The organism is Pseudomonas sp. SW-3, assembly GCF_016615645.1.
GTDB lineage: Bacteria > Pseudomonadota > Gammaproteobacteria > Pseudomonadales > Pseudomonadaceae > Aquipseudomonas > Aquipseudomonas mandelii.
Genome location: NZ_CP067098.1, coordinates 5,358,178 through 5,374,286 on the forward strand (window position 1 = coordinate 5,358,178; position 16,109 = coordinate 5,374,286).

Genomic DNA, 16,109 nt, shown 5'->3' on the forward strand with positions numbered 1-16,109 from the left:
GTCCTGCCTCTTCTTAATTCTTCGCGACAGCGGGTTGGGCTGTCGTGGGCGCTACAGGTTCCCGCCAGCCAACAGCAAGGCCGTTGGCGTAGCGCAGATCGATGCGCGCAATGTTCGTAATCTGTTCTTTAAGCGTCTTGTCGTAGATGGCAATGAAGCGGCGCATCTTTTCCACCAGCTTGCCGCGTCCCAGCAGCAGTTCGATCCCCGGGCCCGCGCTGCCGGCGCCGGTGGTCAGGAACCAGCTGCCTCGTTCACGCAACTCCAGGCGTGCAATCGAGAAGCCCATCGGCCTGAGCATCTGGCTCAGCACCTGGTATTGCTGCATCACTTGCTGTTGCGCCCGTTGTGGGCCGAACAGCTGTGGCAAATGTTCGTAATTGGCCAGCTCACGCGGGGTGAACGCCTGGCCCTGGTTGTTCAACAGCGATTCATCGCCCCAACGGGCTATCGGCAGTTGTTCTTCCAGGCGGATCACTACTTGATCCGGCCACACCCGACGCACTTCGGCGTGAGCAATCCATGGCATCGTTTCAAGTTCGGTGCGCATGCTCGCAAGATCGATGGTGAAGAAGCTCGACGCCACATAAGGGGCGATTCGCTGCTGCACCGCCTGCTGGCTGATGTAACTCAAGTCACCCTGCACAGCGACTTTGGTGATCGGCCGGTCGGCGTAGGGCAGCAAACGCTGCGCGCCTTCGTAAGTGCCGAACCCCAGCGCAACCAACATCACCGGCCAGAACAGGCTTTTCAGAAAACCAAAATTGGCTTTCGGCAGGCGCGCAGACATCGGCTCTTTGGCCACCATTCGGCTCGCACCCCGTGGCACCGGCTTGCGGCCGGGTGCTGGAGGGGGCTGATGTCTCAGCTGTGCGCCTTGCATGGTCTTAACCCCGCGCCTCGATACTTGCGGCCAGAATCGCCAGAACCAGTTGCTGGAAATCCAGACCGGCGGCACGGGCCGCCATCGGCACCAGGCTGTGATCGGTCATGCCCGGTGCGGTGTTGACTTCGAGGAACCAGAACTGCCCGTCGGCGTCCTGCATCACGTCTGCCCTGCCCCAACCGGCGATACCCAGCGCCTCACAGGCTTTCGCCGTGAGGTCCATCAATTCTTTTTCCTTGGTGCTGTCCAGGCCACACGGGATCCGGTACTGAGTATCGGAAGCCACGTACTTGGCGTCGTAGTCGTAGAAGCTGTGCGTGGTGCCCAGGGCAATCGGTGGCAACACCTGGTCACGCAGGGTGGCGATGGTGAACTCCGGACCTTGAATCCATTGCTCGACCAACACTTGCGAATCGTAGGTACTGGCCGCTTTCCAGGCGTCGATCAATTCCGACGCGGACGTCACTTTGGCCATCCCGATACTTGAACCTTCATGGGCCGGTTTGACGATCAAAGGGAAGCCCAGTTCCGTCGCTGCCGAAATACAATCAGCCTCTGAGCTCAGTACCGCGTGACGTGGCGTCGGGATGCCGAGGCTGTGCCAGACCTGTTTGGTCCGCAGCTTGTCCATGGCCAGTGCCGAAGCCAGGATGCCGCTGCCGGTGTAGGGAATACCCAGGCATTCGAGCAGGCCCTGCATGCTGCCGTCTTCACCGCCACGACCGTGGAGGATGACAAAGGCGCGGTCGATCTTTTCGTTCAGCAAACGCTGCAGAAGGTCATCGCCCACATCGAGGCCGAACGCATCCACACCGGCGCTCAGCAGCGCGTCGAGTACCGCGTTGCCCGACTTCAGGGACACCTCACGCTCGGCACTCTTGCCGCCGAACAGCACGGCGACGCGGCCGAAGTCTTTCGGCGCGACCGTGGAGACGAGGTTGGCGTAGGCAGCAGTCATTTCAACTTCCCCACAGTCGGCGCGGCAACAGCACCCGCAAATAGCGGACTGGCCAACAGTTTCGGGGCGAGACCACCAATATCACCGGCGCCCTGGCACAGCAGTATGTCGCCAGCACGCAGCAGCGGCTTGACCAGTGGCGCGAGGTCGACTCCGCGCTCGATGTAGATCGGGTCGAGCTGACCGCGCTGACGAATGCTGTTGCACAGCTTGCGGCTGTCGGCGCCCGGAATCGGTTCTTCACCGGCCGGGTAGACTTCCATCAGCAGCAAGACGTTGGCATCGGCCAGTACATTGACGAAATCGTCGTACAGGTCGCGGGTACGGCTGTAACGGTGCGGCTGGTAAACCATCACCAGACGACGCTCCGGCCAGCCACCGCGGACGGCCTGGATCACGGCCGCGACTTCGGTCGGGTGGTGACCGTAATCATCGACCAGCATGACGTTGCCGCCATCGACCGGCAGTTCGCCGTAGACCTGGAAGCGTCGACCGACACCCTGGAAGCCGGACAGGCCCTGGACGATGGCTTCATCGCTGACGCCCTCGTCGGTGGCGATGCAGATGGTGGCCAGCGCGTTCAGCACGTTGTGGTTGCCCGGCATGTTCACCGAGACATCCAGCGGCTCGCGATCAGGGCGCAGTACGGTAAAGAAGGTCTGCATGCCTTGCTGGCGCACATTGATGGCGCGCACGTCGCAGTCATCGCCGAAGCCATAGGTGACCGTCGGGCGTTTCACCAACGGCAGGATTTCACGCACCACCGGATCGTCCAGGCACACCACCGCCAGACCGTAGAACGGCAGGTTGTGGAGGAACTCGACGAAGGTTTTCTTCAGTTTGTTGAAGTCACCGTCATAGGTCGCCATGTGGTCGGCGTCGATGTTGGTGACCACGGCCACCAGCGGCTGCAAGTGCAGGAAACTGGCGTCGCTTTCGTCGGCTTCGGCGATCAGGTAGCGGCTGGTGCCAAGCTGGGCATTGGTGCCCGCGGCATTCAGGCGGCCACCGATGACGAACGTCGGGTCCAGGCCACCGGCCGCGAACACCGAAGCGATCAGGCTGGTGGTGGTGGTTTTGCCGCCGTGCGTACCGGCGACGGCGATGCCGTGGCGATAGCGCATCAGCTCGGCCAGCATTTCTGCGCGTGGCACCACAGGGATGCGACGTTCCAGCGCGGTGGCGACTTCCGGGTTGGACGTGTTCACGGCGCTGGATACCACCAGCACGTCAGCGGCAGCGGCGTTTTCAGCACGGTGACCGATAAAGATGTGCGCGCCAAAAGACTCGAGACGCTCGGTCACAGGCGAAGCTTTCAGGTCGGAACCGGACACTTCATAGCCCAGGTTCAACAACACTTCGGCGATGCCGCACATGCCCACGCCGCCGATGCCGACGAAGTGGATGCGACGGATGCGGCGCATTTCCGGTTGCGGCATGGCTTTCTGTTTCTCAACCATGGGCCACCTCCAGGCAGGTATCGACCACGTTACGGGTGGCATCGGGTTTGGCCAGGCGGCGTGCCGCAGTGGCCATGTCGTTGAGTCGTTGTGGTTGCATCAGGACCTCTGTCAGGCGTGCGGCAAGATCCGCTGCGCCAGTCGTTCTTTGCGGCATCAGGAAGGCAGCGCCTTCACGGGCCAAATAATCGGCGTTGCGGGTCTGGTGATCGTCGATCGCGTGGGGCAATGGCACCAGCATCGAGGGCAGACCGGCGGCAGCCAGCTCACTGATGGTCAATGCGCCTGCGCGGCACACCACCAGGTCGGCCCAGCCATAGGCTTGGGCCATGTCTTTGATGAAAGGCTGCACTTGCGCCTCGACGCCAGCCGCGCGATAGCGCTCTGCAGTCACTTCATCGTGGTTTTTGCCGGCCTGATGAAACACTTCCGGGCGCAGGTCGGGGGCGACTTGCGACAGGGCTTCAGGCAGCAACTTGTTCAACGGCTCTGCGCCCAGGCTTCCGCCCAGAATCAGCAAACGCGCCTTGCGACCCGCCAGGGCGGGGCGCTGTGTTTCGAGGAACAGCTCGGTGCGCACCGGGTTACCGGTGGTCCGACGGCTGTCCGACAGGGTAAAGGTGTCGGGGAACGCTTCACAGACTCGGGCGGCCAACGGCACCAGCAACCGATTGGCGGTACCGGCCACGGCGTTCTGTTCATGAACGATCACCGGCACGCCGGCCAGTTTGGCTGCAACGCCACCGGGGCCGGTCACATAACCACCGAAGCCGACCACGCACACTGGCCGCAGCTGACGAATGATCGCCCGCGCCTGCCAGACGGATTTGAGCACCATGAACGGCGCCTTGAGCAGGGACAACTTGCCCTTGCCGCGCAGACCGGTGGCGTTGATCCGATGCAGCTCGATACCGGCCATCGGCACCAGGTCGTTCTCAATCCCGCGCGGTGTTCCGAGCCAGTGCACGGTGTAACCGCGGGCCTGGAATTCGCGGGCGCACGCCAGCGCCGGGAACACGTGGCCACCGGTACCGCCCGCCATGATCAAGACGTTAGCGCCCATGGGTCGGCTCCTCGGCGAAGTCGCTCTCATGGAACTCCATCTCTTCGCTGCCCAAGTGGGTTCGACTCTCCCACTCGATGCGCAACAACAAGCCGAGACAGGCACCGCAAATCACCAACGAACTGCCGCCATAACTGAGGAACGGCAGGGTCAGGCCTTTGGTCGGCAACAGGCCAACGTTCACCCCGATGTTGATCAGGAACTGGCCGATCCACAGGAACGACAGGCCATAAGCGATGTAGGCGGCGAAGAATTGCTTGGCCTTCTCGGCCCAATAGCCGATGTACATGCCACGCACGCAAACAAAGACGAACAACGCCACCGTGCACAAGGAACCCACGGCACCCAGCTCTTCGGCAAGGACTGAGAACACGAAGTCGGTGTGGGCTTCCGGCAGGTAGAACTGTTTCTGCACGCTGTTGCCCAGGCCAACGCCCAGCCATTCGCCGCGACCAAACGCGATCAACGCCTGCGACAACTGATAGCCGGCACCGAACTGGTCGGCCCATGGATCGGCAAAGTTGGTCAGACGCGCCATTCGATACGGCTGAACTTGAATCAACAGCACCACCGCCCCGACCGCCAGGACCACCATCAAGGAGAAACGGAACAGTCCGACCCCGCCGAGGAACAGCATCGCCGCCGCCGCGCCCATCATGACAACGGTGGCGCCGAAGTCCGGTTCCATCAGCAACAGGCCGGCCATGGGCAGCAGCACGATGAACGGCTTGAAGAAGCCCATCCAGCTTTCCCGCACTTCTTTCTGGCGACGCACCAGATAACCGGCGAGGTAGATCACCACGAACACCTTGGCGATCTCGGATGGCTGGACGTTGAAGAAACTGAAACCGATCCAGCGCATCGAACCGTTCACTTCACGGCCGATCCCCGGGATGATCACCATCACCAGCAAACCGAATGCGCCAAGCAGCATCAGCCAGCCCAGGCGTTGCCAGGTGGCGATCGGAATCATCATGGTGACGACGCAGGCACCCAGGCCCAGCACGATGTAGATCAAGTGGCGAATCATGTAGTACAGGGCACTGCCCGACTGCACGGCCGCCACTTCGGTCGACGCCGAGGCAATCATCACCAGCCCGAGACCGATCAAGGCCAGGCAACCGGCGAGCATCGGGAAGTCGAGGTCGATCCCGCGTCCGGTGATGATCGGCGACGGATAAGGCTTGATGATGTTCATCAGGCTCATACCAGATCCTCCACGGCGCGGACGAACTGGTGACCACGGTCTTCGTAATTCTTGAACATGTCGAAACTGGCGCAGGCGGGCGACAGCAGCACGGCGTCACCCGGTTCGGCGATGGCGCGGCATTGGGCAACCGCTTCATCCAGCGAACCGACGCGAATCAGCGGCACGGCATCGCCGATGGCCTGGCCGATCAAGTCGGAGTCACGGCCCATCAGCACCACGGCGCGGCAATTGGCTGCCACCGGGTCACGCAAATCCTTGAACTCGGCACCCTTGCCATCGCCACCGGCGATCAGCACGAGTTTGCCGTCGATGTCCGCACCCAGGCCTTCGATGGCCGCCAGTGCGGCGCCGACGTTGGTGGCTTTGGAATCGTTGTAATAGCTCACGCCGTCCAGCTCACGAACCCACTGGCAACGATGTTCCAGCCCGGCGAAGGTGCGCAGGCTCGAGAGCATGGCGTCGAACGGCAGGCCGACGGCATGGCCCAGGGCCAATGCTGCCAACGCGTTGGACTGGTTGTGGGCGCCACGAATTTTCAACTCGCGCACCGGCATCAGGTTCTGGAATTCGAAGGCCAGGTACTTCTCGCCGTCTTCTTCGCGGATACCGAAAGCCTTGAAATCGGGCTTGCTCAAACCGAAGGTCCAGCAAGGCTGGCCCTCGCCCATCAGCGGACGGCTCAGGGCGTCCTGACGGTTGACCACAAACTGTTTCGCGCCACGGAAGATCCGGTGCTTGGCCAGGTGATAGGCCGGCAGACCGCTGTAGCGGTCCATGTGGTCTTCACTGACGTTGAGCACGGTCGCCACTTCGGCGTTGAGTTGATCGGTGGTTTCGAGCTGGAAGCTCGACAACTCCATCACGTACAACTCGACGTCGTCGCTGAGCAAATCCAGCGCCGGCGTACCGAGGTTGCCACCGACAGCGACACGTTTGCCCGCCGCCACGGCCATCTCGCCGACCAGGGTGGTGACAGTGCTTTTCGCGTTGGAACCGCTGATGGCGACAATCGGCGCCTTCGCGTTACGCGCGAACAGCTCGATGTCACCGGACAATTTCACGCCACGGGCGGCGGCAGCCTGCAGGGCCGGAGTCGCCAGCGCCAGGCCGGGGCTCACGTAGAGTTCGTCGGCACGGCACAGGAACTCGACGTCCAGCTCGCCACAACGCACTTCCACGTGCGGATAGTCACGCTTGAGCGTGGCCAGTTCCGGTGGATTTTCCCGCGTATCGGCCACAGCAAACGACGTGCCCCGGTTCGCCAGGAAGCGAACCAGGGACATGCCGCTCTTGCCGAGGCCGACAACGATGCGGAAGTGGTCAGAAGCGATCAGAGACACTCGTTCTACCTCAGCTTCAGGGTGGCAAGGCCGACCAGTACGAGAATCACGGTGATGATCCAGAAACGGACGATCACACGCGGCTCGGGCCAGCCCTTGAGTTCAAAATGGTGGTGAATGGGTGCCATGCGAAACACACGGCGACCGGTCAGCTTGAAAGAAGCAACCTGGATAACCACGGACAGGGTTTCCATCACGAACACGCCGCCCATGATGAACAGGACGATTTCCTGACGGACGATCACCGCGATGGTGCCCAGGGCCGCGCCCAGCGCCAGCGCGCCGACGTCGCCCATGAAGACCTGCGCCGGATAGGTGTTGAACCAGAGGAAACCGAGGCCCGCACCGATCAAGGCACCGCAGAACACGATCAACTCACCGGCGCCCGGCACATACGGAATCAGCAGGTATTCAGCGAATTTCACGTTACCGGACAGGTAGCAGAAGATGCCAAGACCGCCGCCGACCATCACCGTCGGCATGATCGCCAGACCGTCGAGGCCGTCGGTCAGGTTAACCGCGTTGCTCGAGCCGACGATCACGAAATAGGTCAGAACGACGAAGCCTATGCCCAGCGGAATGCTGTAGTCCTTGAGCATCGGCAGGATCAGGGTCGTTTCCACCGGCGTCGCAGCGGTCATATAAAGGAAGATCGCTGCGCCCAGGCCGAACACCGACTGCCAGAAATATTTCCAGCGGCTCGGAAGGCCTTTGGAGTTTTTCTCGATCACTTTGCGATAGTCGTCGACCCAGCCGATAGCGCCGAACAGCAACGTCACCAGCAACACGGTCCAGACATAACGGTTGCTCAGGTCAGCCCAGAGCAAGGTGCTGACGCCGATGGACGACAGGATCAGTGCACCGCCCATCGTCGGGGTGCCCGACTTGGACAAGTGCGATTGTGGACCGTCGTGGCGAACGGATTGACCGATCTGACGGTTCTGCAAAGTGCGAATCATCCACGGGCCATAGCACAGGGACAAAACCAGCGCGGTCAGCACACCGAGGATCCCGCGCAGGGTCAGGTACTGAAAGACCGCGAAGCCTTTGTAGAACTGTTGCAGATACTCCGCTAGCAGCAGCAGCATTAATGTTTCTCCAGACTGGACCCGCACAAAGCGGCGACGATGTTTTCCATCGCAGCGCTGCGCGAACCCTTGATCAAAATGGTGGTGTTTGTGTCTTGCTCGGCGCCCAAGGCCTTGATCAGCTCAGCCTGAGTGCTGAAGTGAAAGGCCTGTGGACCGAAAGCGTTCACGGCGTGAGCCATCAGTGGCCCAACGGCGTAAAGCGCGGAAACCTTGCCGCGGGCGTACTCGCCCACATCGCGGTGCCCCTGCTCTGCCCAATCGCCCAGTTCGCCGATATCTCCGAGCACCAGAACGGTGCGGCCGGAAAAGCCGGCGAGTATATCAACGGCGGCGCACATGGAGGTGGGGTTCGCGTTGTACGTGTCATCGATCACGCGCATGCCATTGCTGGCCAGTTGCGCGACGGTGCGGCCCTTGACCGGTTGCACCGCGCCGAGGCCGGTGGCGATGCCGAACAGCGACACGCCCAAGGCGTGCGCGGCAGCAGCGGCGGCCATGGCATTGGTAACGTTATGGGTGCCGAGCAGGTTCAGTTGAACGCGCTCCACACCTTCAGGACTGTGCAGGTTGAAGGCCGGGCAACCGCGCGCATCGCGATCCAGGTCGCTGGCATAGAAGTCGGCGCTTGGGTTGTTCAGGGCGAACGTCAGGACTTTACGACCGGCCGCACGGGCCTTCCAGATGCCGAACGCCTTGTCGTCAAGATTGAGCACAGCGACGCCATCGGCCTCCAGCCCTTCAATGATCTCGCCTTTGGCTTCAACGATTTTTTCCGGCCCGCCGAACTCGCCGACGTGGGCGGTCCCGGCGTTGTTGAGCACGGCCACGTGCGGCTTGGTCATGCCGACGGTGTAGGCAATTTCGCCGAGACGCGACGCACCAAGTTCAATAACGGCGGAGGTATGTTCCGGCGCGAGTTCGAGCAGGGTCAGCGGGACGCCGAGGTCGTTGTTCAGGTTGCCACGGGTCGCCAGGACCGGACCGCGCGTGCGCAGGATGCTGGCGAGCATTTCCTTGACCGTGGTTTTGCCGCTGGAACCGGTGATCGCCGCGACCGGGTTAGTAAACGCGGCACGGTTCATCGCGCCCAGTTGGCCCAACGCCTGGCGGGTGTCCTTGACCAGCAATTGCGGCAGCGCGCTGTCGGCGACTTCGCGCTCGACCAGAGCGGCAACCGCGCCTTTGCTGGCGACGTCGTTCAAATAGTCATGACCGTCGAAGCGCGGACCGGCCAGGGCAATAAACAGTTGGCCCGGTTTGATCGCGCGGCTGTCGATGCTGACGCCATCGAACGTGGCATCGGCCGCGATCAATCGTGCATTCAGTGCGCCAGTCAGCTCACTCAGCTTCAACGCTTTAAGCATGGGCCACCTCCCATGCGGTCAAGGCGTGATCGGCCTCGACCAGATCGGAGAAAGCGTGACGCTCGCCGTTGATTTCCTGATAGTCCTCGTGGCCTTTACCGGCCAGGACAATCACGTCATCCGCCGAAGCACTGGCGATCAACTGGGCAATCGCCTGCCCACGGCCAGCGACAAAGGTGACTTTATCCACAGCGGTGAAACCGGCGCGGATGTCATCGAAAATCAACGAAGGATCTTCGGTGCGAGGGTTGTCATCGGTGACCAGCACGCCGTCGGCCAGACGTTCGACCACTTCGGCCATCAGCGGACGCTTGCCGCGATCGCGATCGCCGCCACAGCCAAACAGGCACAACAAACGGCCTTTGGCGTGTGGACGCAGGGCCATCAAGACCTTTTCCAACGCATCCGGGGTGTGGGCGTAATCGACGACCACCAGCGGCTGAGTGCCACCGCCCAAGCGCTGCATGCGACCGGCCGGGCCTTCGAGTTTCGGCAGGACCTTGAGGATTTCGTCCAGCGCGTAGTCCAGGCCGAGCAAAGCACCGACGGCGGCCAGTACGTTGCTCAGGTTGAAACGACCGAGCAAGGTGCTGCGCAAATGGTGTTCGCCCTGCGGCGTGACCAGCGTGGCGCGCACGCCTTCGTCATCGAACTGCGCTTCACGGCAATACAGGTAAGCGCTGGCATCTTCCAGGCTGTAGGTAATCAGGCGCGACTCACGTTTGTCTGCAGCCAGTTGGCGGCCGAACTCGTCGTCGAGATTGATCACCCGGCACTTCAAATCGTTCCAGGCAAACAGCTTGGCCTTGGCTTCGCCGTAGGCTTGCATGGTGCCGTGGTAATCGAGGTGATCGCGGGACAGGTTGGTCATCACCGCCACATCGAATGCCAGCGCGGTCACGCGGCCTTGGTCCAGGCCGTGGGAAGACACTTCCATGGCGACGGCTTTGGCGCCGGCCTTTTTCAGGTCAGCCATGGTCGCTTGCACGGCGATCGGGTTCGGCGTGGTGTGCAGGCCACTTTCCAGTGCACCGTAGAAGCCGGTACCCAGGGTGCCGACAATGCCGCAATGCTGGCCGAGCAAATCCAGGGCTTGTGCAACCAATTGCGTGACGCTGGTTTTGCCGTTGGTGCCGGTCACGCCGACCAGGTTCAGGTGCCGGCTCGGGTCGCCATAAAAGCGACCGGCGATGTCCGACAGCTGCGCCGCCAGGCCTTTGACCGGAATCAGCGGCACGTCGGTGATCGGCAAAACGGTAGCGCCTTCGACTTCGTAAGCCACGGCAGCAGCACCGCGTTGCAAGGCATCGGCGATGTGCGCGCGCCCGTCGAGCTTGCCGCCAGGAACAGCGAGAAACAGATCGCCAGCCCGCACGTTACGGCTGTCCAGGGTCAGCTCGCGGATCAACAGATCGCGGCCGGCGTGGGCGAAAATCTTGTTCAGGCTCAAAGACATTAGCCGCGCCCTCCATTGGCTTTCAGTGGAACGACCGGTGTGGCGTTAGCGGTTTGCGTCGGTGGCAGGTTGTCCGGAGTGATGTTCATCAGGCGCAGCGTCCCGGACATCACTTTGCTGAACACCGGGGCCGATACCAGACCACCGTAGTAACCGGCTTTGGTCGGTTCATCGATCACCACCACGATTGCGTAGCGCGGATCGCTCATCGGGCCGAAGCCGGCGAACAGTGAGCGGTAGGAATTCTCGGCATAGCCTTTGGTGCCCACCGACGTCTTGCGCGCAGTACCCGACTTGCCGCCCACGTGATACGCCGGCACTTGCGCACGGAATACACCGCGCGGGGCTTCGATCACCTGGGTCAGCATGGTCTGCATGGTTTTCGCGACGGCTTCCGGCAGCACTTGCGTGGTTTGCGCTGGTTTGTCGGTTTTGATCAGGGTCAGCGGTGCGAGACGACCGTTGTTGGCCAGGGCCGAGAAGGCGTGGACCAGCTGGATCGCGGTCACGGAAATACCGTAACCGTAGGACAGCGTGGCGGTTTCAGCCTTGCGCCATTCGCGGTAGTTCGGCAGGTTGCCGACGCGTTCGCCCGGGAAGCCGAGACCGGTGTCCTGGCCGAGGCCGACTTTCTGCGCGAGGCGGAAGATGGTTTCGCCGCCGATATCAAACGCCACCTTACTCATGCCGACGTTACTGGAATTGATCAGGATGCCGGTCAGGTCAAGCACCGGGCCTTCGGACTTGGAGACGTCCTTGATGGTGTATTTACCAATCTGCAAAGTGCCCGGGTACACCTCGACGGTGTCGCTCGGTTTCCAGCGCCCGGTTTCGATCGCTGCACTCATGGAAATGGCTTTCATGGTCGAACCCGGCTCGAACACGTCGATCATGGCGCGGTTGCGCATCATCGCCGGTTGCAGGTTGCGACGGTTGTTCGGGTTGTAGGTCGGCTGGTTGACCATGGCGAGGATCTCACCGGTCTTCACGTCCATGATCACCAGGCTGCCGGCCTTGGCACCGTTCTCGATGATCGCGTTACGCAGCTCGCGGTTGGCCAGGTATTGCAGACGCAGGTCAATGGACAACGCCAAGGGCTTGCCGGCCTTGGCGTTTTTGGTGACCTGGACATCCTTGATAAGTCGGCCACGCCGATCCTTGATGACCTGTCGCTTGCCGGGGACGCCGGCCAGCCATTCGTCGTAGGCCAGTTCGACCCCTTCACGACCGTGGTCATCGATGTCGGTAAAGCCGACCATGTGCGCGGTGACTTCACCGGCCGGGTAGAAACGCCGGAACTCTTCGATGCCGTAGACACCCGGCACTTTCAGGTCGAGCACGGACTGGCCTTGCTCGGGAGTCAGCCCGCGCACCAGGTAGATGAATTCTTTGTTGGCCTGGGCTTCGAGACGTTCGGCCAGGGCTTTAGGGTCTTGGCCCAGCGCGGCCGCCAGGGCTGGCCATTTCTCTTTGGCCAGCTGCATTTCCTTGGCGTTCGCCCACAGTGTGGTGACCGGGGTACTCACGGCCAAAGGCTCGCCATTACGGTCGGTGATCAGACCACGGTGAGCCGGAATCGGAATGTGACGAACGCTGCGCGCATCGCCCTGACCTTTAAGGAAGGCACGGTCGACGACTTGCAGGTCGATGATGCGCCAGCAAATCGCCGCGACCATGATGCCGAGCAAGCCCAGCACCAGGCGGAAACGCCATGGGAACAGTGCGCCTTCGAGTTTCATCATGGCGCCACCATCTGCACTTCAGCGGCGCCGGGAATGCGCATCTTCAGTTGCTCGGTGGCCAGCACTTCGATACGGCTGTGCGCAGTCCAGGTGCTCTGCTCGAGAATCAACCGGCCCCACTCCGCCTGCGCCTTGTCGCGCACGCTCAACTCGGCGTACAGCGAGTTCAGCAACTGACGGTTCCAGTGGGCGCTGTACGACACGCCGATGGCCGACACGAGCACGCCAATAAACAGCAGCAGCATGAAAAAGCTTCCGCCGGGAAGAGGCTTGGCGAAAAGCTTGCTCACCGCAGCTTCTCCGCGACGCGCATGACAGCGCTCCGGGAACGTGGGTTGGCTTTGAGTTCGGCCTCGGAGGCGGACTGCGCTTTGCCATGGATTTTGATGATCGGTTCGAACGCGACGTGACGGACCGGCAGGTTGCGCGGCAGGTTGTCGGCTTCGCCTTTTACCAGCTTGCGCATGAACAGTTTGACGATGCGGTCTTCCAGCGAGTGGAAGCTGATGACGACCAGACGGCCGCCGATCTCCAGGCAGTCCAGTGCGGCTTCGAGGCCGGCTTCCAGGTCGCCCAGTTCGTTGTTGACGTGGATACGCAGGCCCTGGAACGCACGGGTGGCAGGGTTCTTGCCCTTTTCCCATGCCGGGTTGGCGACTTTCAGGACTTCAGCCAGATCGGCCGTGCGCTCGAACGGCTTGATGTCGCGACGCTCGGCTACGGCACGGGCCATGCGGCCGGAGAAACGCTCTTCGCCGTATTCCTTGAATACGCGGGCGATCTCTTCCACCGGTGCGGTGTTGACGAATTCGGCAGCGCTGATCCCGCGGGACGGGTCCATACGCATGTCCAGCGGGCCATCATTGAGGAAACTGAAGCCGCGCTCAGGGTCGTCGAGCTGTGGCGAAGACACGCCCAGGTCGAGCAACACGCCGCTGACCTTGCCGTGCAGGCCACGTTCGGCCACTTCCGAACCCAGCTCGGCAAAGCTGCGTTGCACAACGACAAAGCGGCCGTCTTCGGCCGCTAGCGTTTGCCCGGTGGCAATCGCTTGAGGATCTTTGTCGAATCCGAGGACCCGACCATCGGGGCCGAGCTGGCTGAGGATCAACCGACTGTGCCCGCCGCGCCCGAACGTACCGTCCAGATAGCAGCCATCAGGACGTACGGCGAGAGCCTCCACGGCTTCGTCAAGCAGTACGGTGATGTGGTTAAAGCCGCTATCAATAGTCACAGGATCAAATCACGCAGTTCATCAGGCATGGCGCCCGGTTGTTGAATAGCAGCCAGGTCAGCGGCAGAAACCGCATCCCAGGCATCCTCGTCCCACAATTGGAACTTGTTCAGTTGGCCTACCAACATCGCGCGCTTATCCAACCTGGCATATTCACGAAGACGCGGCGGAACCAGAAAACGACCACTGCCATCGAGCTCGAGGTCGACGGCATTACCAATCAGCAAACGTTGCAGGCGGCGGTTCTCTTCGCGAAGCGAAGGCAGTGCGCGCAGTTTGGTTTCGATAATTTCCCACTCATCGAGGGGGTAAACACACAAACACGGATCAACGGCATCAATTGTGACGATCAGTTGACCGGAACTACGCGAAACGAGCTCGTCACGGTACCGGCTCGGCATAGCGAGACGGCCCTTTGCGTCGAGACTGATAGCGTTAGCTCCGCGAAACACGTCAGCGTTTCTCCAAATATTAGCGTTTTACGCTCAAAAAACCCACTTCATGCCACTTTCCGCCACTTGCGCACACTATAGGAATGCGGCCACCGCACCGTCAAGGCGCGGTTTAAAGGAAAAGCCTTACAGAACTGAGATTTAGGAGGGTAAACGGAGGGGTAACGACAATCTGACGGCTGAATTTGCCCAATAACTTGAATCAGCACAGAAGGCTGCGTTCGAAAGTTAAAGTAGTTTGTTAAGAGTAAGATTTTTTCGGTATTACGAAAGTGTTCTGGCAACGATTCTGGAAGGAGGGAAAATGCTACTACCAGCGCCCTGCTTAAATGATTAAAGCAGGAAGGAGAAAAAGGTGGAGAGTCGATCTGTAAGCCGGGTTCTGTCTTGAACAGTCATTCGTCTACGATGGCCATCACTGGACATCTTTAGCAACCTACCCGGTCCCAGCGCGGGCCACGCCTTGGGACCCTATTTGGTCTTGCTCCAAGTGGGGTTTACCTAGCCACGAACTGTTGCCAGACGTGCGGTGCGCTCTTACCGCACCTTTTCACCCTTACCGGCGCCGAAGCGCTTAGGCGGTTATTTTCTGTGGCACTTTCCGTAGGCTCACGCCTCCCAGGCATTACCTGGCACTTCGCCCTATGGAGCCCGGACTTTCCTCCCCCCCCTAATTTTCATAGAGGGCAGCGACTGTCCAATCGACTCTCCGCCGCGAAGGTTAACGGCAGCGCGGCCGAAGAACAAGCGCTAAACGCCTTTGGCTGCTCCTGTGCGTCGGGTTTTTACTCGCCCTTCTGTTTATCCAGCGCCACCTGATAGAGCACATTCTTGCGCTCACCGGTAATTTGCGCCGCCAATGCCGCCGCACGCTTGAGCGGCATCTCTTCAAGCAACAGATTGAGGATGCGCATGGCCTCACTGCTGACCGCGTCCTCGGTCTCGGGTACAGACCAGCCCGCCACCAACACCACACACTCGCCACGCTGCTGATTGCTGTCCGACTCGACGAACTCACGCAGCTCGGCCAGCGGCAGGCCTTTGAGGGTTTCGAAGGTTTTGGTGATTTCACGGGCCAACAACGCCGGACGTTCGGGACCGAACACCAGCTCCATGTCTTGCAGGCACTCAAGGATGCGATGCGGCGCCTCATAAAAAATCAGTGTGCGCGGCTCTTCCTTGACCAGCTCAAGACGAGCACGACGACCGACAGCCTTGGCCGGCAGGAAGCCTTCGAAAATGAAACGGTCCGACGGCAGCCCCGCCGCCGACAATGCCGCGATCAATGCACAGGCACCCGGAACCGGCACCACATTGATCCCGGCGGCACGAGCCTGACGCACCAGGTGATAACCCGGATCGGAAATCAGCGGCGTGCCAGCATCGGAGATCAGCGCCACATCATCCCCCGCCAGCAATCGCGTGATAAAGCGGCTACCCTCGTCGCGCTCGTTGTGCTCATGGCACGCGGCCAGCGGCGTGGGAATGCCGAAATGCTGCATCAGGCGCTGTGAGTGACGGGTGTCTTCGGCGGCAATCAACGCGACGTCGCGCAGGATCTTCAGCGCACGTGCACTGATGTCGTCCAGGTTGCCGATGGGCGTCGCCACCACATAAAGCGAGCCAGCAGCGGAATTCAAAGCACCTGGAGCAGTCAAAGCGCACACCTCATGATCGGTAAAAGGCGACATTGTAGCGCGTAGCGGCGCTTGCGATCGCCCCGCCCTCCTCGGGTTTTTCAGGCGTTTGTGCAGCGCTGCAACATTTGTACGAGCTAAATTGATCGATTCACGCCAGTAACATCGCGCCCCGGCCAGTGCTTGGGTACAATTCCACGCTAATTTGATCGAGTA

The 16,109-nt window shown here is 61.2% G+C and carries 14 protein-coding genes and 1 other RNA gene; all 15 read right to left on the bottom strand.

The features are described from left to right. Positions 1-13: 13 nt before the first annotated feature. The gene (locus tag JIO00_RS24155; RefSeq protein WP_010458113.1) at positions 14-883 is read right to left on the bottom strand and encodes a cell division protein FtsQ/DivIB; all 870 of its coding nucleotides are present in this window, start codon (positions 881-883) and stop codon (positions 14-16) included. Positions 884-887: 4 nt separating this feature from the next. Further along, positions 888-1,844, bottom strand: a complete 957-nt coding sequence (locus JIO00_RS24160) for a D-alanine--D-alanine ligase (RefSeq protein WP_010458115.1) — start codon at positions 1,842-1,844, stop codon at positions 888-890. Continuing rightward, positions 1,841-3,304: a UDP-N-acetylmuramate--L-alanine ligase gene (gene murC / locus JIO00_RS24165; RefSeq protein WP_200666989.1), complete on the bottom strand. Its 1,464-nt coding sequence runs from the start codon at positions 3,302-3,304 to the stop codon at positions 1,841-1,843. The genes JIO00_RS24160 and murC overlap by 4 nt, the downstream gene beginning before the upstream one ends. After that, positions 3,297-4,367, bottom strand: coding sequence for an undecaprenyldiphospho-muramoylpentapeptide beta-N-acetylglucosaminyltransferase (murG, locus tag JIO00_RS24170; RefSeq protein WP_010458119.1), 1,071 nt, complete (start codon positions 4,365-4,367; stop codon positions 3,297-3,299). Before murG ends, murC begins: the two co-directional genes overlap by 8 nt. Next, positions 4,357-5,574 (bottom strand): putative lipid II flippase FtsW, encoded by a 1,218-nt coding sequence (gene ftsW / locus JIO00_RS24175; RefSeq protein WP_010458121.1) that lies wholly within the window; start codon positions 5,572-5,574, stop codon positions 4,357-4,359. The genes murG and ftsW overlap by 11 nt, the downstream gene beginning before the upstream one ends. Next, the gene (gene murD, locus JIO00_RS24180; protein WP_083375775.1) at positions 5,571-6,917 is read right to left on the bottom strand and encodes a UDP-N-acetylmuramoyl-L-alanine--D-glutamate ligase; all 1,347 of its coding nucleotides are present in this window, start codon (positions 6,915-6,917) and stop codon (positions 5,571-5,573) included. Before murD ends, ftsW begins: the two co-directional genes overlap by 4 nt. A gap of 5 nt (positions 6,918-6,922) precedes the next feature. Then, a complete protein-coding gene (gene mraY / locus JIO00_RS24185) occupies positions 6,923-8,005 on the bottom strand; it encodes a phospho-N-acetylmuramoyl-pentapeptide-transferase (protein ID WP_010458126.1) in 1,083 nt (360 codons plus the stop codon). Beyond that, positions 8,005-9,372 carry a UDP-N-acetylmuramoyl-tripeptide--D-alanyl-D-alanine ligase gene (locus JIO00_RS24190; protein ID WP_010458128.1) on the bottom strand — a complete coding sequence of 456 codons (1,368 nt, stop codon included), beginning with the start codon at positions 9,370-9,372 and terminating at the stop codon, positions 8,005-8,007. Before JIO00_RS24190 ends, mraY begins: the two co-directional genes overlap by 1 nt. Continuing rightward, on the bottom strand, positions 9,365-10,828 hold the full coding sequence (locus JIO00_RS24195; RefSeq protein ID WP_010458130.1) for a UDP-N-acetylmuramoyl-L-alanyl-D-glutamate--2,6-diaminopimelate ligase: 1,464 nt from the start codon (positions 10,826-10,828) through the stop codon (positions 9,365-9,367). Before JIO00_RS24195 ends, JIO00_RS24190 begins: the two co-directional genes overlap by 8 nt. After that, the gene (locus JIO00_RS24200; protein ID WP_169857918.1) at positions 10,828-12,567 is read right to left on the bottom strand and encodes a peptidoglycan D,D-transpeptidase FtsI family protein; all 1,740 of its coding nucleotides are present in this window, start codon (positions 12,565-12,567) and stop codon (positions 10,828-10,830) included. The genes JIO00_RS24195 and JIO00_RS24200 overlap by 1 nt, the downstream gene beginning before the upstream one ends. Further along, entirely contained in the window at positions 12,567-12,860 is a 294-nt protein-coding gene (gene ftsL / locus JIO00_RS24205) for a cell division protein FtsL (protein WP_010458132.1), read from the bottom strand. Before ftsL ends, JIO00_RS24200 begins: the two co-directional genes overlap by 1 nt. After that, positions 12,857-13,804 carry a 16S rRNA (cytosine(1402)-N(4))-methyltransferase RsmH gene (gene rsmH / locus JIO00_RS24210; RefSeq protein ID WP_010458133.1) on the bottom strand — a complete coding sequence of 316 codons (948 nt, stop codon included), beginning with the start codon at positions 13,802-13,804 and terminating at the stop codon, positions 12,857-12,859. The genes ftsL and rsmH overlap by 4 nt, the downstream gene beginning before the upstream one ends. Then, complete coding sequence (gene mraZ / locus JIO00_RS24215; protein WP_008025967.1) at positions 13,801-14,256, bottom strand: division/cell wall cluster transcriptional repressor MraZ; 456 nt, start codon at positions 14,254-14,256, stop codon at positions 13,801-13,803. Before mraZ ends, rsmH begins: the two co-directional genes overlap by 4 nt. Positions 14,257-14,611: 355 nt before the next feature. Beyond that, an RNA gene (rnpB, locus tag JIO00_RS24220) (RNase P RNA component class A) lies at positions 14,612-14,965 on the bottom strand. A gap of 76 nt (positions 14,966-15,041) precedes the next feature. Beyond that, positions 15,042-15,947 carry a 16S rRNA (cytidine(1402)-2'-O)-methyltransferase gene (gene rsmI, locus JIO00_RS24225; protein WP_167362276.1) on the bottom strand — a complete coding sequence of 302 codons (906 nt, stop codon included), beginning with the start codon at positions 15,945-15,947 and terminating at the stop codon, positions 15,042-15,044. Positions 15,948-16,109 lie beyond the last annotated feature (162 nt).

Bases quoted from the DNA above. Each gene is read 5' to 3' on its own strand.
- JIO00_RS24155 (WP_010458113.1), bottom strand. From the start codon at position 883: ATGCAAGGCGCACAGCTGAGACATCAGCCCCCTCCAGCACCCGGCCGC.
- JIO00_RS24160 (WP_010458115.1), bottom strand. From the start codon at position 1,844: ATGACTGCTGCCTACGCCAACCTCGTCTCCACGGTCGCGCCGAAAGAC.
- murC (WP_200666989.1), bottom strand. From the start codon at position 3,304: ATGGTTGAGAAACAGAAAGCCATGCCGCAACCGGAAATGCGCCGCATC.
- murG (WP_010458119.1), bottom strand. From the start codon at position 4,367: ATGGGCGCTAACGTCTTGATCATGGCGGGCGGTACCGGTGGCCACGTG.
- ftsW (WP_010458121.1), bottom strand. From the start codon at position 5,574: ATGAGCCTGATGAACATCATCAAGCCTTATCCGTCGCCGATCATCACC.
- mraY (WP_010458126.1), bottom strand. From the start codon at position 8,005: ATGCTGCTGCTGCTAGCGGAGTATCTGCAACAGTTCTACAAAGGCTTC.
- JIO00_RS24190 (WP_010458128.1), bottom strand. From the start codon at position 9,372: ATGCTTAAAGCGTTGAAGCTGAGTGAGCTGACTGGCGCACTGAATGCA.
- JIO00_RS24195 (WP_010458130.1), bottom strand. From the start codon at position 10,828: ATGTCTTTGAGCCTGAACAAGATTTTCGCCCACGCCGGCCGCGATCTG.
- JIO00_RS24200 (WP_169857918.1), bottom strand. From the start codon at position 12,567: ATGAAACTCGAAGGCGCACTGTTCCCATGGCGTTTCCGCCTGGTGCTG.
- rsmI (WP_167362276.1), bottom strand. From the start codon at position 15,947: ATGTCGCCTTTTACCGATCATGAGGTGTGCGCTTTGACTGCTCCAGGT.